19 protein-coding genes are annotated in these 19646 nt (G+C 71.6%); 9 read left to right on the forward strand and 10 right to left on the reverse strand.

What is annotated here, in order from left to right; translation table 11 throughout:
- Positions 1-88: 88 nt before the first annotated feature.
- From ACIBH1_RS30685 to ACIBH1_RS30700, 4 genes are read right to left on the reverse strand one after another with little or no spacing between them, the layout of a single operon-like run.
- The gene (locus tag ACIBH1_RS30685) at positions 89-1735 is read right to left on the reverse strand and encodes a DNA repair helicase XPB (RefSeq protein WP_397317646.1); all 1647 of its coding nucleotides are present in this window, start codon (positions 1733-1735) and stop codon (positions 89-91) included.
- Positions 1736-1771: 36 nt separating this feature from the next.
- On the reverse strand, positions 1772-2143 hold the full coding sequence (locus tag ACIBH1_RS30690; protein ID WP_397317441.1) for a hypothetical protein: 372 nt from the start codon (positions 2141-2143) through the stop codon (positions 1772-1774).
- A complete protein-coding gene (locus tag ACIBH1_RS30695) occupies positions 2140-4107 on the reverse strand; it encodes a DUF6596 domain-containing protein (RefSeq protein ID WP_397317442.1) in 1968 nt (655 codons plus the stop codon). Before ACIBH1_RS30695 ends, ACIBH1_RS30690 begins: the two co-directional genes overlap by 4 nt.
- Complete coding sequence (locus ACIBH1_RS30700; protein ID WP_397317443.1) at positions 4108-4425, reverse strand: YciI family protein; 318 nt, start codon at positions 4423-4425, stop codon at positions 4108-4110.
- Positions 4426-4555: 130 nt separating this feature from the next.
- Between ACIBH1_RS30700 and ACIBH1_RS30705 the strand changes: the two genes are divergently transcribed.
- Positions 4556-5179 (forward strand): DUF998 domain-containing protein, encoded by a 624-nt coding sequence (locus ACIBH1_RS30705; protein WP_397317444.1) that lies wholly within the window; start codon positions 4556-4558, stop codon positions 5177-5179.
- Here ACIBH1_RS30705 and ACIBH1_RS30710 read toward each other — a convergent pair.
- Both ACIBH1_RS30710 and ACIBH1_RS30715 read right to left on the reverse strand, forming a co-directional pair.
- Positions 5162-6616: a class I adenylate-forming enzyme family protein gene (locus tag ACIBH1_RS30710; protein ID WP_397317445.1), complete on the reverse strand. Its 1455-nt coding sequence runs from the start codon at positions 6614-6616 to the stop codon at positions 5162-5164. The genes ACIBH1_RS30705 and ACIBH1_RS30710 overlap by 18 nt on opposite strands.
- 18 nt (positions 6617-6634) lie before the next feature.
- Complete coding sequence (locus tag ACIBH1_RS30715; protein ID WP_397317446.1) at positions 6635-8908, reverse strand: helicase-associated domain-containing protein; 2274 nt, start codon at positions 8906-8908, stop codon at positions 6635-6637.
- 33 nt (positions 8909-8941) lie between these two features.
- Here ACIBH1_RS30715 and ACIBH1_RS30720 point away from each other — a divergent pair, with 33 nt between their 5' ends.
- Positions 8942-9751 carry a hypothetical protein gene (locus tag ACIBH1_RS30720; protein ID WP_397317447.1) on the forward strand — a complete coding sequence of 270 codons (810 nt, stop codon included), beginning with the start codon at positions 8942-8944 and terminating at the stop codon, positions 9749-9751.
- On the opposite strand, the gene ACIBH1_RS30725 is transcribed toward ACIBH1_RS30720, so the two are convergent.
- Positions 9733-10182 (reverse strand): MarR family winged helix-turn-helix transcriptional regulator, encoded by a 450-nt coding sequence (locus ACIBH1_RS30725; RefSeq protein WP_397317448.1) that lies wholly within the window; start codon positions 10180-10182, stop codon positions 9733-9735. The genes ACIBH1_RS30720 and ACIBH1_RS30725 overlap by 19 nt on opposite strands.
- A gap of 108 nt (positions 10183-10290) precedes the next feature.
- Here ACIBH1_RS30725 and ACIBH1_RS30730 point away from each other — a divergent pair, with 108 nt between their 5' ends.
- A complete protein-coding gene (locus ACIBH1_RS30730) occupies positions 10291-11478 on the forward strand; it encodes an MFS transporter (protein ID WP_397317449.1) in 1188 nt (395 codons plus the stop codon).
- On the opposite strand, the gene ACIBH1_RS30735 is transcribed toward ACIBH1_RS30730, so the two are convergent.
- Positions 11471-12088 carry a TetR/AcrR family transcriptional regulator gene (locus ACIBH1_RS30735; RefSeq protein ID WP_397317450.1) on the reverse strand — a complete coding sequence of 206 codons (618 nt, stop codon included), beginning with the start codon at positions 12086-12088 and terminating at the stop codon, positions 11471-11473. The two genes, ACIBH1_RS30730 and ACIBH1_RS30735, sit on opposite strands and share 8 nt — an antisense overlap.
- A complete protein-coding gene (locus tag ACIBH1_RS30740) occupies positions 12085-12450 on the reverse strand; it encodes a hypothetical protein (protein ID WP_397317451.1) in 366 nt (121 codons plus the stop codon). The genes ACIBH1_RS30735 and ACIBH1_RS30740 overlap by 4 nt, the downstream gene beginning before the upstream one ends.
- Positions 12451-12488: 38 nt before the next feature.
- On the opposite strand from ACIBH1_RS30740, the gene ACIBH1_RS30745 reads away from it, so the two are divergent.
- From ACIBH1_RS30745 to ACIBH1_RS30765, 5 genes are all read left to right on the forward strand, one after another.
- Positions 12489-13091, forward strand: a complete 603-nt coding sequence (locus tag ACIBH1_RS30745; protein WP_397317452.1) for an HAD family hydrolase — start codon at positions 12489-12491, stop codon at positions 13089-13091.
- A gap of 105 nt (positions 13092-13196) precedes the next feature.
- Positions 13197-13589, forward strand: coding sequence for a cold-shock protein (locus ACIBH1_RS30750; RefSeq protein WP_181614019.1), 393 nt, complete (start codon positions 13197-13199; stop codon positions 13587-13589).
- A 205-nt stretch (positions 13590-13794) separates the two neighbouring features.
- On the forward strand, positions 13795-14847 hold the full coding sequence (locus ACIBH1_RS30755) for a 3-deoxy-7-phosphoheptulonate synthase (protein ID WP_397317453.1): 1053 nt from the start codon (positions 13795-13797) through the stop codon (positions 14845-14847).
- Positions 14848-14908: 61 nt separating this feature from the next.
- Positions 14909-15997 (forward strand): MerR family transcriptional regulator, encoded by a 1089-nt coding sequence (locus tag ACIBH1_RS30760; RefSeq protein ID WP_397317454.1) that lies wholly within the window; start codon positions 14909-14911, stop codon positions 15995-15997.
- Positions 15997-17253, forward strand: a complete 1257-nt coding sequence (locus ACIBH1_RS30765) for an MFS transporter (protein ID WP_397317455.1) — start codon at positions 15997-15999, stop codon at positions 17251-17253. The genes ACIBH1_RS30760 and ACIBH1_RS30765 overlap by 1 nt, the downstream gene beginning before the upstream one ends.
- On the opposite strand, the gene ACIBH1_RS30770 is transcribed toward ACIBH1_RS30765, so the two are convergent.
- Positions 17237-18790 carry an MFS transporter gene (locus ACIBH1_RS30770; RefSeq protein ID WP_397317456.1) on the reverse strand — a complete coding sequence of 518 codons (1554 nt, stop codon included), beginning with the start codon at positions 18788-18790 and terminating at the stop codon, positions 17237-17239. The two genes, ACIBH1_RS30765 and ACIBH1_RS30770, sit on opposite strands and share 17 nt — an antisense overlap.
- A gap of 56 nt (positions 18791-18846) precedes the next feature.
- Here ACIBH1_RS30770 and ACIBH1_RS30775 point away from each other — a divergent pair, with 56 nt between their 5' ends.
- Positions 18847-19641: a DUF3027 domain-containing protein gene (locus ACIBH1_RS30775; protein ID WP_397317647.1), complete on the forward strand. Its 795-nt coding sequence runs from the start codon at positions 18847-18849 to the stop codon at positions 19639-19641.
- The last annotated feature ends 5 nt before the right edge of the window (positions 19642-19646 follow it).

Raw genomic sequence — 19646 nt, forward strand, 5'->3', positions numbered from 1 at the left:
AGGGGGGTGTGTCTTGATGACCCGTGGATGCTCCTGGACCTAAGTGGGGTATGTAACGGAAACGCCCGGCCGGCGGCCGGGCGTTTTGTCATACCTCGTTCAGCAGGTCGTCGGCGTCGATGATCTGGTACGCGTACCCCTGCTCGGCCAGGAACCGCTGCCGGTGCGCCGCGAACTCCTGGTCCACGGTGTCGCGGCTGACCACGGTGTAGAACCGCGCGCCGCCCCCGTCGGACTTGGGCCGCAGCACCCTGCCGAGCCGCTGCGCCTCCTCCTGGCGCGAGCCGAACGTCCCCGACACCTGGATCGCCACCGCCGCCTCCGGCAGGTCGATGGAGAAGTTGGCCACCTTGGAGACCACGAGCACCTGGATCTCCTTGTCGCGGAAGGCCTGGAACAGCTCCTCCCGCTCCTTGATGCGGGTCTCGCCCTTGATGACCGGGGCGTTCAGGTGCTCGCCCAGCTCGTCGAGCTGGTCGATGTACTGCCCGATCACCAGGACCTGCTCGCCCAGATGCTTCCTGACCAGCGCCTCGGTGACGCGCGTCTTGGCGGGCATCGTCGCGGCGAAGCGGTAACGCTCGTCGGACTCGGCCATCGCGTACACCAGCCGCTCGTCGTCGCGGAGCGTCACCCGCACCTCGACGCAGTCGGCGGGCGCGATCCAGCCCTGGTTCTCCATCTCCTTCCAGGGAGCGTCGTAGCGCTTGGGGCCGATCAGGGAGAACACGTCACCCTCGCGGCCGTCCTCGCGAACCAGGGTGGCGGTCAGGCCGATGCGCCGCCGCGCCTGCAGGTCGGCGGTCATGCGGAAGATCGGGGCGGGCAGCAGGTGCACCTCGTCGTAGACGATCAGGCCCCAGTCACGCGCGTCGAACAGCTCCAGGTGGGCGTAGACGCCCTTCCGCTTGGCCGTCATCACCTGGTAGGTCGCGATGGTGACCGGGCGGATCTCCTTCTTGGAGCCGGAGTACTCGCCGATCTCGTTCTCGGTGAGGCTCGTGCGCTTGAGGAGTTCCTGCTTCCACTGGTGCACGCTGACGGTGTTGGTGACCAGGATCAGCGTGGTCGCCTGGGCGTGCGCGAGGGCCGCCGCGCCGACGATGGTCTTGCCGGCGCCGCAGGGCAGCACGACCACGCCGGAGCCGCCGTGCCAGAAGGCGTCGGCCGCCTCCTTCTGGTAGTTGCGCAGCGTCCAGCCGTCTTCCTTCAGGGCGATCGGGTGGGCCTCGCCGTCGACGTAACCGGCCAGGTCTTCCGCGGGCCAGCCCAGCTTGAGCAGCGCCTGCTTGATGTTGCCGCGCTCGCTCGGGTGGACGGCGACGGCGTCGGCGCCGATGCGGTCGCCCAGCATCGGCTGGATCTTCTTGGAGCGCAGGACCTCTTCCAGGACCGCGCGGTCGGTGCTCGACAGCATGAGGCCGTGCGTCGGGTGCTTGTCGAGGCGCAGCCTGCCGTACCTGGCCATGGTCTCGGCCACGTCGACGAGCAGCGCGTGGGGGACCGGGTAGCGGCTGAAGGAGATCAGGGCGTCGATGACCTGCTCGGCGTCGTGGCCCGCCGCGCGGGCGTTCCACAGGGCCAGAGGGGTGACGCGGTAGGTGTGCACGTGTTCGGGTGCGCGCTCGAGCTCGGCGAAGGGCGCGATGGCTCTGCGACACTCGTCGGCCTTTTCATGGTCGACTTCGAGCAGCAGCGTCTTGTCGGACTGGACGATGAGCGGGCCGTTGTTCACATCGTTATCCAACACGAGAGGGGCGCTGAACAGTCCCTAATCGCCGTTACGGGTGTCGACGGCGATCGCGATGCCCATCACGACCGCCATGATCGCGAATCCGGTGCCGAAGACGATCCAGCTCCACTTGGTCAGGCTCTTGGCGCCCGGCAGGTCGGTGGTGGCCTTGCTGAGGGCACGCCAGGCGAGGATCCCGCCGACCAGGCCGAAGACGTTGCAGCACGAGGCAACCGAGATGAAGTTGACCGCCAGGGCGACGATCGCCTGCGTGCGGGTGTTCTCGACCGTCCGCTGCACCGCCGGCGGCAGGTGGCCGTGGCCTGAGGTGGGCGGCGGCTGCCGGCCGTACGGCGCGCCGTAGGGCTGGTAGTCGCTGTAGCCCGACTGCGGGTCGTGAGGGCTGGTCACCGTCCTACATTTATCACGATTCGCGACTTCTGCCCGGCTCGGCGCCGAAGGCTGCTCAGGGTCAGGCCGCCGCTCGCCCGCTTGAACAGGTACTCGGCGCGCTCGTAGGACAGCCGCTTCCTGCCCGTGTGCGGGCACACGTCGGTGGCGCCGGGCCCGGCCCTCCGGTCGGTGAGGAACAGCGGGCCGGAGGGGCGGCCGGCGATCAGGGCGGGCAGCAGCCGGGCGGTGTGCTTGCGCCACGAGACGCCGCCGACCGCGGTGCGGTCGTCGAGGTCGAGGTCCTCGACGTTCAGCGCCAGGACGGTGGTCACGGGGGCGCCCGATTCGCGCAGGAGATGCCAGAGCGTTCGTTCGCGCAGGGGCAGGTCCTGGAGGTCGTCGAGGATCGTGTCGTCGACGGGGCTGTGGACGCGTGGCTCGTCGTGGCGGCGGGGGAGCAGGGCCGCCAGGTCCTCGCCGCCCAGCCAGGCGGAGAAGGAGCGCACGGTGGCGCGGTGGCGGTTCCAGGTGCTGGGGGCCGCCCCCTGCCAGGTCGTGGTGAACACCCTGGCCACGTGGGCGGGGGTGAGGTCGGCGAGCGGCAGGCGGTCTCCCAGGCTCCGGCGCAGGCGGGTGAGGGTCTGGGTGTAGGAGCGGACCGTTGCGGGTGTGAGGTCCTGGCTCGCGAGGAAACGCCGGGCGGCCCGGCCGAGGGTCTCGTGCTGAGGGGGATGGCCGGGATCGACGGCGTCGGCCCGTTTCAGCAGGAACTCCCGCTCCGCCGCGTTGCGGGTGAGAGCGGCGGCCCGGGTGAACTCTACGCGGGCCTCGGCGTGCCGCCCGAGCCGTTCGAGGAGGTCGCCGCGGACGCTGGGCAGCAGGTGGTAGTCGCGCAACGCGGGGTCGGACAGCAGCGGGTCGACGAGGTCGAGCCCGGCGGCGGGCCCGTACGCCATGGCGACGGCCACGGCGCGGTTGAGGTGCACGACGGGCGTGGGCAGGAGCCGGACGAGCAGGTCGTAGAGGGCGGCGATGCGCGCCCAGTCGGTCTCGTCGGCGCCGCGTGCCTGGGCGTGGGTGACGGCGATGGCCGCCTGCAGCATGTACGGCCCTGGCGTACCGCCGGCGGCGCGGGCGCGGAGCATCGCCTGGAAGCCGCGCCGGATGAGCAACTGGTCCCAGCGCCCCCGGTTCTGCTCGTGGAGCTGGACGGGCTCGCCCGACGGTCCGGTGCGGGCGGCCGAGCGCGAGGCCTGGATCTCCATCAGGGCGACGAGCCCGTGCACCTCGGCCTCGGAGGAGGCGAGCTCGGCGAGCAGGCGTCCCAGGCGCAGCGCCTCCTGGACGAGGCCTGGACGCATGAGGTCGTCGCCGGAGGTCGCGGAGTAACCCTCGTTGAAGATCAGGTAGACGACCCCGAGCACCGACGACAGCCGCTCGGCCAGCTCGGGCCCCGCGGGCAGGTCGAAGGCGACCTGCTCGGCGGCGAGCAGCCGTTTGGCGTCGGCGATCCGCTGGGTCACGGTCTGCTCGGTGACGAGGAAGGCGCGGGCGATCTCGTCGGCGGTGAGGCCGCCGAGCAGGCGCAGGGTGAGGGCCACCCGGTGCGTGGTGGGCAGCACCGGGTGGCACGACAGGAACATCAGCCGCAGGACGTCGTCGGGGTCGGCGTCCGCGGGAGCACTCGGGTCGAGTGACCCGGAGGATCCCGCGGCGCCCGGTTCCCGGCCGTCCTCGGGCAGCGGCTGAAGGCGCTGGGAGCGCCGGAGGTGGTCGATGGCGCGGCGTTTGGCGATGGTCATGAGCCAGGCGCCCGGGTTGTCGGGCACGCCTGACTCAGGCCACTGCTCCAGCGCCGCCACGAGCGCGTCCTGGGCCAGTTCCTCGGCCAGGCCGACGTCGTGCACCAGCCTGGTCAACCCGGCGATGATCTTCGCGGACTCGAACTTCCATACCGCGTCGACCGTGCGCGCCGCGTCCACCTAGAACACCTGGTGGATGAAGCTCTCCCCGTCGCCGACGATCCTGCGGAAGCGGCGGGAGAGCTCCAGCAGCTCCTCCCGGGAGCGGACTTCGACCAGGGCGAAGCCGGCAACGGCCTCCTTCGCCTCGGTGAACGGGCCGTCGGTGACCGTGATCTCGTCTCCCTTGGAGGCGACGCGGATGCCGACCGGGTCGAGCCCGCCGGTGGCCAGCAGGATGCCCGCGGCCGACATCTCCTCGATGAAGGCGGCCATCTCGGTGAAGAGCTTCTCGTCGGGCGGGGTGTCGGAACCCTTGGACATCATCAGGTAGCGCATCTCGCGGTCCTTTCGATCGGTGCCTGTACACCCACGTCGCTCCAGCCTATGTGACAGGGAACGCCGTCCGTTCCCTGTCGCATCGCCCGATCGACGTCTGGGCAGAGACCACCGAGAAAGGGACCACGACATGACCGCCGTCGCCACCACCGCCCGGATCAGCACCACCCGCACCCTGCTCGTCGCCGGCACGGTCGCCGCCCCGCTCTGGGCCGCGGTCTCGCTGGCCCAGGCCGCCCTGCGCGAGCCGTTCGACCTGACCAGGCATCCGCTGAGCATGTTGTCGCTGGGCGAACTGGGCTGGCTGCAGATCACCAACTTCGTCGTCGCCGGCGTGCTGTTCCTCGCCGGCTCGTACGGCCTGCGCCGCACGAGCGGCAGCGGGTGGCTGCCCAGGCTGACCGGGATCGTCGGCGTCGGGATGATCGCCTCGGGCCTGCTGGTCATGGACCCGGGAGCGGGCTTCCCCGCCGGCTACGACGCGATCCCGACCACGATGAGCTGGCACTCGCTGGGCCACATGGCCGCGGGCTCGCTCACCTTCCTGGCGCTCAGCGTCGCCTGCTTCGTCCTGGCCCGCCGCCAGGCGAGCACCACGGGCAAGGTCGTCTCCCGCCTGGCCGGGGCCTGGGTGCTGGTCGCCAACGCGTACTGCATGAGCGGCGCCACCGCGGGCTCTCTGGTGCTGGCGGCCGGGGTGATCCCCGCGATGCTCTGGCTGTCGGCCGCCCATCGCTCACAGCTGGGCGCGTAGGGCCTTACGATCCAGCTTCAGCACGCTGGTCACCGGGATGTGATCCACGAAGCGCACCTCGCGCGGATACTTCACCCGGCCGACCCGGTCTCTGGCCCAGGAGATCAGCTCGTCGGCCGAGGCCGTCGCTCCGGGACGCAGCTGGACGAAAGCCACGACCTCCTCGCCGACCCGCTCGTCAGGACGCCCGACGACTCCCGAGATGATCACATCGGGATGCTCGTTCAGGGCGTCTTCGACGTCCCGGGGGAAGACGTTGAAGCCGCCGCGGATGATCAGGTCCTTCTTGCGGTCGACGACGTAGAGGTAACCGTCGTCGTCGACGCAGCCGATGTCGCCCGTCCACAACTCCCCGTCGACCAGGGCGGTGGATTCGTCGGCGGTCGCGCCCCAGTAGCCCTGCATCAGCGACTCGCCGCGGATGCAGATCTCGCCCACGTCGCCGCACTCCACCTCCTCGCCCGCCGAGTCGCGGATGGTGATCTCGTAGCCGGACAGCGGCAGCCCGACGCTTCCGATCTTGCGGCGGCCCGGAGGATTGAAGGTGGTCACCGCGGAGGTCTCGGTCATCCCGTAGCCCTCCAGGATCTGCACGCCGGGCATGCGGCGCTCGAACTCCTCCAGCACCTCGCGGGTCAGCGGGGCCGCGCCGCAGGTCAGGAAGCGCAGGTCGGGCAGCTCGGGGAACTCGTCCTCGGCGAGCAGCATCTGCAGCATGGCGGGCACGACGGCGCCGAACTCCACCCGCTGCTCGCGGGCCAGCTCCAGGAAGGCCTTCGGCTCGAACCAGCGCATCAGCACCGCCTGCTGCGGCTCGGTCGCCTGCATGGAGCCGATGGTCACGATCAGCCCGTACGCGTGCGAGAGCGGCACCGGCACGATCGCCCGGTTGACGCCCTCCTGATGGGACATGTCGTAGCCGGCCCGGGAGACGTTCCACAGGCCGCTGTGGCTGAGCATGACGCCCTTGGCGCGGCCGGTGGTGCCGCCGGTGTACATCAGGGCGGCCAGGTCGGCCGGGTCGCGCGGGACCAGGCCGTGTTCGGCGGACTCGGGGAGCTCGGTGAGGACCGGGACGTCGACGCCCGCCGCGTTGACGGTGTCGAGCAGCTCGGGCGAGGTGACGACCAGCCGGGCGCCGCTGTCGGTCAGGATGTGCCGCAGCTCGTCGGGGCCGACGAGGAAGACCACCGGGGTCACGACCGCCCCGGCCAGCCAGACGGCCTGGTAGAGCACGGGGACCTCGGGGGAGGTCGCCATCATCACCACGACGCGGTCGCCGGGCCGTACGCCGGCGGAGACCAGCCCGCCGCAGACGCGCCGGGCCCGCGCGGCCAGGTCGAGGCTGCGGTGCCAGCGGCCCTCGTAGAACAGCGACTCGTAGTCGCCCAGGCGCTCCCAGGACTGCTCGGCCAGGTGCCCCAGAGTCTGCGTCATGCGGTCAACGTAACTCCGTCAGGAGAGATCGGCGACCCCTGTGATCCGATGGAGTGCGAAGCGGTGGACGGCCGCGCGGGTCTCGTCGTAGGCGGTCAGGTAGCCGCCCTCCATGCGGGCGGGTTCGAGGATGCGCGAGGTGGCGTTGCCCTGCGAGTCGAGGTAGCCGATCCACACGCGCACACCCGCGCGGATGGCGTCCTGGAGCGCGGTGATGGTCGCGGTCGCGGGGCCGCGCGGCACCTGGCCGGCGGGCGCTTCGGCGGGCGCCCGCCGCGCGTCTCCCGCGCGCATGGCACGCACGGCGGCCACGACGACGTCGGGATCGAGGACGGCCGTGTGGACGGTGCGCGGCGCGGGCTGCGCCTCGGTGCGCCTGGAGTCGAGCTGGGTGATGATCACGTCGCCGTCGATCGACTCGGCCACCGGCGCGTAGCCCATCGCCCGCAGCGAGTCGACCAGCACCGCGCGGGAGGTGCGCGAGGCGATGACGGTCGGGGCCAGCCGGCGCAGCCGCAGCGGCGTCGCCCGCCGGTCGGCGGTGATCTGGTCGAGCAGGGCGGGGTCGTCGCACCTGATGTAGGCGCCGGCCGTGCCGACCCGGATGCGACCGTGGCGGCGGGCCACGTCGGTGATCAGGTAGGACAGCGGCTGCGGCACGGGCGTGGCCGAGTGGCGGGCCAGCATGGACAGCAGCTCGTCGGCGCCGTGACCGGCGTCGAGTGCGCGGCGCACGGAGCTCTCGCTGAAGCGGTAGACGGTCGCGCCGCCCTTGGACTCCACGTCGGCGGTCAGCGCCAGCCAGCGGTTGAGGTCGCTGGTGAGCGGTCCCGGCGCGACGGCGGTGAGGTCGGCCTGCAGCAGCACGTGGTCGACGGGCTCGGGGAGCAGGGCGGCCAGGCTGGTGACGTCGCCGTCGAGCAGCTCGCGGCCGTGCGTGGACAGCACGCCCATCCCGGTCACGCCGACCTGCTCGGCCTCGCGCAGGGTGAACTCGATCAGCTGGTCGCGCAGGAGGGCACGGCGGCGGGGCTGCTCCCAGGCCAGGCGTTGCTGGACCGACTCCAGGCTGGGCGCCAGGCCGGGCGGCAGGATCTCGAGCGTGGCCCGCCGGATGCCGGGCGCGGACGAACGACGCAGGTCGGGGTGGAGGGCGTTGAGCGGGCGGTCCTTCTCGTCGCGCTCGCCCATCAGGCCGGGGACGCGGTCCATGCGCAGCCAGGCCTCCGCGAGCCGTACCCAGCGCTCGTCGGTGGGCTTGACGCGCCACACGTCGTAGGCGGAGGTGGGCAGCCACTCGCCCTCGGCGCCGATCAGGCCGGCGGAGTGGGCGATCTCCACGGCCAGCGCGGCCACCCACTCGGGCTGGTCGAGCAGGCCGGCGGTGCGCTTGAGATCGCGCACGCCGAGCCCGCCGGTGCGCAGGACGCCGGGAGGCTCGACGGACCAGCGCTCGCACAGTTCCTCGACCGCGCGGACCAGCTCGAAGGCCTGGCCGGCCGCGGTGCGGTCGGCCAGTGGCTGCTGGCGCGGCGTGCCCTCCAGCTTGGGCGGGTTGGGCTGGGCGTCGTGGTGGACGCGGCCGTCGCGCAGATGGAGCGCCACCTCGCGGGGGAGGGTGACGGTCTGCTCGCCGGTCGCCGCCAGCAGGCCCCTGGCCAGGAGTTCCTCGATGGGGGAGCGAGCGGTGGCGGTGGTGACCTCGCGGCGGGCGTTGGGCACCCTGCCGGTGGGAGGGCCCCAGGTGAGCTGGTTCAGCGCGGTGCGGGCCTCGGGGGAGACCTCCTCGATCAGCTTGCCAGGCTGGGCGAGCGCCTCGGCCAGGCGGTCCTTGCCGGTGCCCGTCGTGCCGGGCGCGATCTCGTCGGCCATCTCGGTCAGCTGCTCGGGCGGGTGATGGCGGAAGACGTCGGCCACGGGCGGGCCCAGCCCCGCGGGGTCCTCCAGGACGCCGCGCACCCCCGGCGCCAGCCGGAGCGCCTTGTCGGTGCCGAAGACCAGGGCCAGGCCGCGCAGCCGTTCGATGGTCTGCTTGGGGCTCCTGGGCAGGTTGAGCGCACTCTTGAGCCGGTCGGCGGGGACGGGCTCGTCGAGGACGGCCAGCGCCTCCACCACCGACAGGGAGAAGCGGTCGAGGCGGTCGAGCACCCGCCCGATGGCCGACGGGCTGCTGGCCCGCGCGGCCAGACCTTCGAGATGGGCGGGCACCGGCGTGATGAGTTCCGGGCGCGCGGAGACCAGCGCTCGCAACTGTTCGTCGGAGCGCCCCCGGAGCCAATCGGTGAAGGTCATCCTGAAAATGGTAAGTCGCTGTAGTTTTGGCTTGTGAACGAGAGAGCTGATCAGTTGGTTCTCGACTACGTGGCCCGAGCGGCGGACGCCGCGCACGGCGTGCTCCGCCCGGACCAGCGCATCGACTTCGTGAAAAGGTTACGCGCCAGCATCGAGCGCGAGCGCGGGGACGCACGGACCGCCAAGGACGTGGCCAAGGTCCTGGCCAGGTTCGGCGACCCCCGCGCGCTCGTCGAGCGCGAGGTCAGGCAGCTCAACCCGGTCGTCGAGCCCCCGCCCGAGGAGCCGCGCAAGACGGCGCAGTTCCCCGCCGTCGGCCCGCGCATCGTCGACGACGTGCCGCCCGGCGTGATCAGGGGGCGCCAGCTCGCGGAGCGGCATCTGTCGCGCCCGCCGCGCCGCCGCTCGCCGTTCGCCGGGCTGCGGAACGCCTTCATGTCCAGCGCCAACCCCTACACCACCGAGGGACGCGACGCCTGGACCATCCTGCAGGACCATCCGCGTGAGGTGACCGCGATGGTGCTGTTCCTGATCGCCGGGCTGATGGTGCCCTTCCACGTGGGCGAGCTGGCGATCTTCGAGCTCCCGGTGCTGGTGTGGGCCGTCGGGGCGGTGCTCACGCTGATCAGCGAGGGCTGGACGCTGCGCGAGCGGCTGTGGGGGCTGGCCTCCCCGATGATCGGATACGCCCTGGGCGGCGCGCTGGTGGCGGCGGTACGGCTCGGCGGGTTCGGCGGGTTCGAGCGCTTCATGACGGAGTTCTGGGCGGTCAGCGGCATCATGTTCATGATCGGCGCCGGACTCGGCGTGGCCAGGATGGCCTATCAGCTGCTCAACGGCTGAACCTTGAGCGCCAGCGTCTCCAGCGCGGAGACCAGCGGCGTGAGCTCGGGCAGGCCCTCGGCCTCGCGCAGCGCCGCCTCGAGCGCTTCGTTGTGCGTGGGCACGGCCTTGTCGTGCAGCGCGCGGCCCGACTCGGTGGCCTCGGCGTAGATCCCGCGCCGGTCCTCCGCCGACAGCACCCGCTTGACCAGTCCGCGGTTCTCGAGCCGGGTGACCAGGCGGGTCGTGGCGCTCTGGCTGAGCACGAGCATCTCGGCCAGGTGCTGCATGCGGGTGCTCGGCCCGTCGGGGACCGACAGGTGGTGCAGCAGGCAGAACTCGTTGACGCTCAGGTCGTGGTGGTCCTGGAGCGCCTTCTCGATCTTCGTCTCGATGCGTTGTTGCAGGGCGGCGAGGGTGCGCCAGCCCTGGGCCCGGGTCTCTAGTGACATGGCTCACCCCTCGAAAAGTTGCACACGCATGTAGTTGCATGCTCATATATAAGGCGTGTGCAATTAATGCACGCGCTGGCAATCAGTTTATATGAGGAGTGCTCCACCATGCCTCTCGCGCTGCTCGCGCTGGCTCTGGGTGCCTTCGGGATCGGCACCACGGAGTTCGTCATCGCCGGGCTGCTGCCCGACCTGGCGGCGGATTTCCACACCTCGATCCCGGCCGCCGGGCTGCTGGTGTCCGGCTACGCCTTCGGCGTCGTCGTGGGAGCCCCCTTGATGACCGCGCTGGGGGCGCGGATGCCGAGGAAGACCCTGCTGATGTCGGTGATGGTGTTGTTCGTCGTGGCCCACGTGCTGTCGGCGCTGGCGCCCGGGTACGGCGCGCTCATGGCGGGCAGGATCGTCGCCTCCTTCGCGCACGGCGCCTACGTGGGCGTCGCCGCCGTGGTCGCCGCCGACCTGGTCAGGCCGGAGCGGCGGGCCAGCGCCATCGCCCTGATGTTCACCGGGCTCAGCCTGGCCAACGTGGTCGGCGTGCCGTTCGGCACCTTCCTCGGCCAGCAACTCGGCTGGCGCTCGACCTTCTGGGCGGTCGTGGTGATCGGCGTGGTCGCGCTGGCCGGGATCGCGCTGCTGGTGCCGCGCGGGCCCAGGCCCGAGTCGGGGCTGCGCCAGGAGCTGCGGATCTTCCGCAGCGGGCAGGTCTGGCTGGTGCTGGCCATGACCGCGCTGGGCTGGGCTCCGGCGTTCGCGGTGATCACCTACGTCTCGCCCCTGCTCACCGAGGTCTCCGGGTTCTCCGCCGGATCGGTGCCCATCGTGATCACCCTGCTCGGCGTCGGCATGCTGATCGGCGGTCCGATCGGCGGGCGCATGGCCGACCGGGCCCTCATGCCCAGCATCTACGTGCTGCTCGGCGGCATCGTCGTGGTGGCGCTGGTGCTCATCGCGACCTCGCACTCCATGATCGGGGCGGCCGTGACGATCACCCTGTTCGGCGTGGTGGCCTCGGCGTCGATCCCGCCGCTGCAGACCAGGGTGCTGGAGAAGGCCACGGGGGCGCAGGTCATGGGCTCGGCGGCCAATGTTGCCGCCTTCAACCTGGGCAACGCCATCGGGCCGTTCTTCGCCGGGCTGGCCATCGACGCGGGGCTCGGCTTCACCTCGCCGCTGTGGGTGGGCGCGATCCTGGGTACGGCGGGGCTGGGCGTCGCGGTGATCTCGGGCGTGGTGGAGCGCGGCAGGGCGGAAGGCCCCAAGGAGGCCCTCCGCGAGCGGGTGACGGCTAGCTGACCGGCGCGTGGGCGGGGAGCAGGCCCACCGCCAGGCGCACCCAGCCGGCCACGAACTGCTCCTTCTCGGCGTGACCCGGCGAGGTGCCCACGGTCTCCTGGAAGAGGCGGTAGTGCACCACGGAACCGCCCAGCACCACGGCCACCCCGGTCCAGTCGACGTCGGCCTGCGCGTACTCGGGCTGCGTCTTGAACCAGGAGACGATCGCGTCGAACATCGGCTGCAGCAGGCCCTCCTGGACCACCGCCACCAGCTCGGGGAACTGGCTGAGGTCGCGGAAGAAGACGCGCGTCAGCTCGCTCTCCTCACGCACCTTGGCCAGTCCGGAGCGGCACAGGTGCGCCAGGCGCCCCTCGAGGTCGGTCCGCGACTCCAGCTCGTCGAGCTCGGCCAGGCTCACGGCGACCTGACTGCGGGTGCGCGCGGCGTGCTCGTGGATGGCCGCGGCCAGCACTTCGTACTTGGACTTGAAGTGCCGGTAGAGCCCTCCGGCGCCGGGTGACAGGCCGGAGGCCGCCTCGATCTCGGCCACCGAGGTCGCCGCGTAGCCGCGCTCGGCGAACAGCCGCAGCGCCTCGTCGATGATCCGCTCGCGCGTCGACCTCGTCATAGTTTCCTCAGGATACTCGCCAGCACCGAGCCGATGATCAGCCAGACCACCGCCGCGAGACCGTAGTTGACCAGCGCCTCCCACCGATCGTCCGCGAGCTGGAACAGGCCCGCCAGACCCAGTGACAGACCGCCCGCGACCGACTCCACGAACTGGTACCAGACGTTGGCGGGATTCGCCCGGAAGACCGTGAAAACCGCGTAGAGCACCACGATCAGGGCGGCCAGCCGGGTGGCGAGCCGGACGAGCCAGATCAGCGCCTCCGCCACGCGCCGCAGCGGCGTGGGGCCGCTGGAAGGGCCTGGCTTGGCCGGACGGTGCCGGACGGCCGGGCGGCGGTCGGCGTCTGGGGGGTTGGCCATGTGTCCATCCTTCCCCCACTGGTGGCATTCTTCACAGCGTGGGGAACGTGGGATTCGACCTGGATATGACGCTTGCCGACACCCGATCGGGCATCGCCGCCTGCTACGACCAGCTGGGGATGCGGCTGGGGGTGGTCTTCGACAGCGCGGCCATCGTGACCCGCCTGGGGCCTCCGCTGGAGCACGAGCTGGCCAACTGGCTGCCGGAGACCGACATCGCCGCCGCGGCCCGCGCCTTCCGCGAGCTGTACCCGGCCTACGCCCTGCCGATGACCACCGCGATGCCCGGCGCGCACGAGGCGCTGGCCGCCGTGCGCGCCCGCGGGGGCAAGGTCATCGTCGTGACGGGCAAGAACGTGCGCGACGCGACCAGCACGGTCGAGGCGCTCGGCTTCGAGGTGGACGAAGTGGTCGGATCGGTTTTCGGATCCGCGAAGGGTTCGGCTCTCGCGCGCTTCGGCGCGGCGGCCTATGTTGGAGACCACGTCGCCGACATCGAGGCGGCCAGGGCGGGCGGGGCCGTCAGCGTGGCGGTGGCGACCGGGCCCTACACCGTGGGCGAACTGCGGGAGCACGGAGCGGATGTGGCGTTGGACGATCTGAAGGAGTTCGCGTCCTGGTTCGACGGCTGGCAGCACTGAATTCGCCCAGGATTTACCCGGTCGCCCTCCGGGCGTGCGGGGAATAACCTACTTCCACTCACTTTTTCCGACAGTACTCTCCCGACAGTCTGAACGAGGTCCCCTGTGCCGAGTGGCAAGGTCAAGTGGTACGACGCCGACAAGGGATTCGGCTTCCTCACCCGCGACGACGGCGGTGAGGTCTTCGTGCATTCTTCCGCGCTGCCCGCCGGGGCGCCCGCGCTCAAGCCCGGCCAGAAGGTCGAGTTCGGCGTGGCCGAATCCCGGCGTGGACAGCAGGCCCTCTCGGTCCGGATCCTGGAGCAACCGCCGACCCTGGCCAAGCCCAAGGTGAAGGCCAAGCGGAAGAAGCCGGACGAGATGGTGGTCATCGTCGAGGACCTGATCAAGCTGCTCGACGGGATCTCGGAGATCTACCGGCGGGGCAAGCACCCCGACGGCGCGCACTCCAAGAAAATCGCTCAGGTGCTGAGGGTGGTAGCGGACGACCTCGACTGATGTGCTAGCCTCTCCGGCATGTCATTGATCAGCCGATTTTGGCGCTATGGAACGGCTCCGGGTGGGGCCGAGGTCCATATGCGCTGACCTGCTGATCACCCGGAGCCACAAGGCAGAGACACCACGTCTCTGCCTTTCGTCGTTTAGGCGGACCTGGCTCTGGGACACCCGGCACGGGCCGCCTCCGATCAATGGAGCAGAACCCGTGACCGTCACCAGCGACCTGCGCATCACCTCCTTCGAACCGCTGCCCACGCCCGCCGAGCTCCTGGCTCAACAGCCCCTCGGCGAACAGCGGGCGGCCGTCGTCACCGCCGGCCGCCGTGCCGTACAGGAGATCCTCACCGGAGCCGACGACCGGCTGCTGCTCGTGGTCGGGCCGTGCTCCGTGCACGACCCCGAGGCCGCGCTCGACTACGCCCGCCGCCTGGCCGCCCTGGTGCCCGGCGTCAGCGACGCCCTGCAGATCGTCATGCGCGTCTACTTCGAGAAGCCCCGCACCACCATCGGCTGGAAGGGCCTCATCAACGACCCCGACCTCGACGGCGGCCACGACGTGCGGCGCGGCCTGAGCCTGGCCCGCACCGTCCTGCTCGACGTGCTCGACACCGGGCTGCCGGTCGGATGCGAGTTCCTGGAGCCGACCAGCCCGCAGTACATCGCCGACGCGGTCAGCTGGGGCGCCATCGGCGCCCGCACCCCGGAGAGCCAGGTGCACCGCCAGCTCACCTCGGGCCTGTCGATGCCGGTCGGTTTCAAGAACGCCACCGACGGCGACGTGCAGGTGGCCATCGACGGCATCGTCGCCTCCTCGCACCCGCAGGTCTTCTTCGGCATCGACGACCAGGGCCGCGCGTCCGTCGTGTCCACCTCCGGCAACCCCGACTGCCACGTGATCCTGCGCGGCGGGCGCTCCGGGCCCAACTACGCCCCCTCCGACGTGCGCGACGCCCTGGCCCTGCTGGAGAAGGCCTCGCTGCCGGCCAGGCTCATCGTCGACGCCTCCCACGGCAACAGCGGCAAGGACCACGTACGGCAGGCGGCGGTCGTGCGCGAGCTGGCCGCCAGGATCGCGGCGGGAGACGAGGCGGTCGCCGGGATCATGGTCGAGAGCTTCATCGTGCCGGGACGCCAGGAGCCCGGTCCGCGCGAGACGCTGTGCTACGGGCAGAGTGTGACGGACGCCTGCGTCGGCTGGGACGAGACGGTGGCGCTCGTCGAGGAGCTGGCCGCGGCCGTTCGGGAGCGGCGTGGTTGACCTTCCCCATGGGTGAAGCCCCAGCATCGTCGACAACGGAGGCCGGGGACGAGGAGGAACGATGGCTGAGCTGCTGACGATCGGAACGTTCGCTCGGGCGGCTCGGCTGTCTCCCAAGGCGCTGCGGCTCTACGACGAGCTCGGGCTCCTGCGCCCGGCCGCCGTGGACGGCGAGTCCGGATACCGGTTCTACGAGCCGGACCAGCTGGAGCGGGCCCGGCTGATCGCCTGGCTGCGGCGGCTGGGCATGCCCCTGGCCAGGATCCGCAGGGTGTGCGATCTGCCCGCGGAGCAGGCCGCGGAGGAGATCGCGGGCTACTGGGAGCAGCTCCAGGCCGAGACCGCGGCTCGCGGACGGCTGGCGTCGTTCCTCGTCGACTACCTGACGGGAAAGGGCAGCTCCGTGGACGATCGCGCGACCACGCTCGGCATCCGTTACGTCGCCAGGTCGGAGTCGGGGCTGGTGCGCACGAGCAACGAGGACGCCGCCTACGCCGGGCCGCGCCTGCTGGCGGTCGCCGACGGCGTGCGCGGCGGGGCGGGAGACCTGGCGAGCGCCACCGCCATCGAGGCACTCAAGGAGCTGGAGGCGCTGGCCATCCCCGCCGAGGACCTGCTCGGGGCGCTGGCCGACGCGGTCGACGACGCCGACGCGCGGATCGGGAGGATCGCCGCGGCGTCATCCGACGGCGAGGCGGTCACCACCCTGACCGCGCTGCTGTGGTCGGGCTCCCAGCTGGCGCTGGCGCACATCGGCGACACCCGCGCCTACCGCCTGCGCGACGGGGAGCTGTTCCAGATCACCCACGACCACACCTACGCCCAGTCGCTGGTCGACGAGGGGCGGCTGACGGCCGAGGAAGCGGACTCGCACCCGCAGCGCTCCCTGCTGGTGCAGGCCCTCACCGGCACCGGCGGGAGCCACCCCGACCTGTCGCTTCACCAGGCCGCCGCGGGAGACCGCTACCTGCTGTGCTCGGACGGGCTGTCGGCCGTCGTCCCCGCCGCGTCACTGCATGAGGTGCTGGCCGGGGCGGACGGCCCGCAGCGGGCACTCGACGACCTGATCGCCCTGGCGTACGCCGCGGGCGCCCCCGACAACGTCGCCTGCGTCGTCGCCGACGTCGTGCCGCTCGACGCCGACCGGTGATGGGGCGCATCACCGTCGATCGCCGTCCGCTGGCGATCGCCGCGTTCCGTCGTCTGTGGCTGGCGTCGGTGGTGTGCGCGGTGGGCGGGTCGTTCAGCCTGGCCGCGGTCCCGACGCAGCTGTTCACCATGACTGGCTCGTCGGCGGCCGTGGGCGCCTCCGCCGTCGTGTCGTTCGTGGCGCTGGTCGCGGCGGCCCTGTGGACGGGGGCGCTCGCCGACCGCGAGGACCGGCGGACGATCCTGCTGGCCGCCCACTGCGCCCTCGCCCTGACCTACGCGGCCCTGTGGGTCCAGTCCGCGCTCGACCTCAGGTCGGTCCCCGTCCTGATGGTCCTGGTGGGCTGCCAGGGGCTGGCCTTCGGGGCCATCATGACCACGATGGGCGCCGTGGTGCCGCGCCTCGTCCCGGTCGAGCTGCTCCCGGCGGCCAACAGCCTCAGCTCGCTGGTCCGCTACGCCGGGTCGATCCTGGGCCCCATGCTGGCCGGAGTCCTGATCCCGCTCGTCGGGCTCGGCACCCTGTACCTGTTCGACACCCTCGCGCTGCTGGCGGTCGTGTGGGCCGTGGCCAGGCTGCCCCGCATCCCGCCGGCCTCCTCCCCGGCAGCGCGGCATTCGACCATCGCCCAGATCGGGGACGGATTCCGGTACCTGGCCGGCAGCCGGCTGCTCGTGGCGGTGCTCGGGATCGACCTGGCGGCCATGGTCTTCGGCATGCCGATCGCGCTCTTCCCCGAACTGGCCGAGCGCGCCTACGACGGCCCGGCGGGCGGCGGCCCCGCACTGGGCATGCTCTACGCCGCCTATCCGGCCGGGGTGTTCGCGATCGGGCTCCTGTCGGGCACCTTCACCCGCGCCCGGCGCCACGGCCTGCTCATGGCGGCGGCCGCCGCCGCGTGGGGCGTCACCGTGATCGTCCTCGGCCTGGCGTCGCACCTGTGGCTCGCGCTGGCGGCGCTCGTCGCAGGTGGAGCCGTGAACTTCGTGCTCAGCACCTTCCGCAACGCCATCACCCAGGCGCTCACCGACGACGCCATGCGCGGCCGGATCCAGGGAGCGCTGACGGTCGTCCTCATCGGCGGGCCGCAACTGGCCAACCTGCTGCACGGGACGGCGGCGTCGATCTTCGGGACCGGGGTGGTGATCTGCGCGGGAGGCCTGCTGACGACGGTGACCGTGGCCACGATCGTCTGGAGGGTTCCCGAGCTGCGTTCCTACGGCGTGCTCACCCCGCGGGCTACTGGGGCCGGGTGAGCGGCTTGGTGGTGTCGATCACGTCGACCACCCCGGAAGGCGCCTGCTCGGCCTCGGCCCGCGAGTCACGGGCCTTGATGCGCGAACGTCTCCTGGCCAGCAACCAGACCAGCCCCACCGCCAGCACCACCGAGAGCGCGATGAGCCCCGCCCTGCCGCTCTCCGTCAGCGACAGCAACAACCCCACGAGCCCGCCGAACACCCAGGCCACCTGCAGGAACGCCTCGACGACGCCGAACGTCGACGAGCGCACCTCCTCGCCGATCTCGCGCTGGATGATCGCGTCCATGGCGAGCTTGCCCAGCTCCTGCGCGAAAGCGATCGTGAACGCGATCCCCAGCGCCCACCACACGTTGAAGAACACGGCGGTCACCGCGGTGATCACCAGCGTGAACGCCGACGTCAGCAGGATGATCAGCAACGGCGAGTGATGGCGCGCCCAGTTGGCCGCGAGCGCGCCGACGAGACCACCCAGGCCCGCCCCGCCCGCGAGCAGGGCGATCAACGTCAGGGGCACGAAACCCGTCAGCTGGTCGACGGGCACGCCCGCCGGAGGCACCGCGGCCCGCATGCCGGGCACGTTGCTCTCCTGGACGAGGAAGAGCAGGAAGAACAGCAGGAACCCGGAGAACAGCCGGATGCCGATGTTGGCGAGCATGGACTCGGTGACCGCGGGGCCCATCTTGAGCACGGTGCGCCAGCGGACCTGCCCCGACTCCTCGCCGGCGTCGTCGGGGGAGTCGACGTGGCGCGGCAGCCGCACGGCCAGGACACCGGTCATCAGGAAGACGACCATCGCCAGCCGGAGCGTCCACGCGGCGCCGAGCCAGGTGGCCAGGCCCGCCGCGATGGGCACGGCGGCGCCGGCGGCGATCAGCGAGAAGAGCGCGACGCGGGCGTTGGCGCTGACGAGCGTGATGTCGGCGGGCAACACCGACGGCATGACCGCGGCGCGCGACACGTTGTAGGCCTTCGACAACACCAGCACGCCGAGCGCCGACGCGAAAAGTGTCACCAAATCGTTGGGACCGACGGCCGCGGCCATCGCGAAGCAGAGCAGCCCCCGGCCGAACAGGGTGCCGGCCATGACATAGCGGCGGCCCGAGCGGAACCGGTCGAGGATCGGCCCGACGAACGGCGCGACCAGCGCGAACGGGATCATGGTGATCACGAGGTAGAGCGCCACCGAGCCGCGCGCCTCGCCGACCGGCAGGCCGAAGAAGATCGTGGTCGCCAGGGCGCCCGTGACCAGCGCGTCGCCGACGCTGTGCGTGGCCGTCAGCTCGATGAGGCGGCCGAGCCCGGTGCGATCGGCGCCGTTGGCGTGGGTCAGGCGGCGCGTGGCCTGGCCGACCCGGCGGGCGCCGCGAGCGGTGCCCTTGGCCGCGGCAGCGGTGCCGCGTGCCGTACTCCTGGCGGCAGAAGCCGTGCCGCGTGCCGTACTGCGCGCGCCCCGAGCGGTCGCGCGGCCCGCGTCGGCGAGACCGCGACCGACGCGCCGCGAGACTTCGCCCGCCTTCTCCCATCCATCCGCCACGCTTAACAGTCTTACCCGGTTGCCGGAATAGGTGACAATGGAGTGTGAGCCAACCGATGATGCGGACCAGGAGCCGTGCCGCCGCGCCCGATCAGGCCTGCGTCGCCGCCGTGGAGCTGGCGCGCGAGGCGGCCGAGGAGCTCGCCGCGCCGAGCCCCGTGGGCGAGCATCTCGGCGTCGAGGGCGAGGGCGACAGGATCGTCACCCACTACTTCGCCTGCCTTGACAAGTCCTACCGGGGCTGGCGCTGGGCGGTGACGGTCACGCGCGCCTCGCGCGCGAAGAAGGTCACCGTGAGCGAGGCCGTGCTGCTTCCCGGCACCGGGGCCCTGCTGGCGCCCCAGTGGCTGCCCTGGAGCGAGCGGCTGCGCCCCGGCGACCTGGGCGTGGGCGACCTGCTGCCGACCGCCGACGACGACGATCGGCTCGTGCCGGGCTACAACGAGTCCGACGACGACGAGACCGACCACCAGGCGGTTTTCGAGTACGGCCTCGGCCGAGCCCGCGTGCTCTCGGCCATCGGACGCGACCGGGCCTCAAGGCGCTGGTACTCCGGCGATCACGGGCCGCACACGCCGATCGCGCACGCCGCGCCCGCGCAATGCTCCACCTGCGGCTTCTTCTGGCCGCTCGCGGGCGCGCTGAAGTCGGAGTTCGGGGTGTGCGCCAATGAATACGCCCCCGACGACGGCAAGGTGGTCTCCGCCGATCACGGTTGCGGCGCACATTCCGAGGCCGCGGTCACGCCGCCGACCTTCGAGCAGCCCGTGCCGATCCTCGATGACCTGGGATACGACGATCTCGGCTCCGTCGACGGCGACAGCGAGGGCGAGGAGCTCGGTCATTCTTGACGGTG

The sequence above is a fragment of the Nonomuraea sp. NPDC050663 genome, assembly GCF_044456985.1.
Taxonomy (GTDB): Bacteria; Actinomycetota; Actinomycetes; order Streptosporangiales; family Streptosporangiaceae; genus Nonomuraea.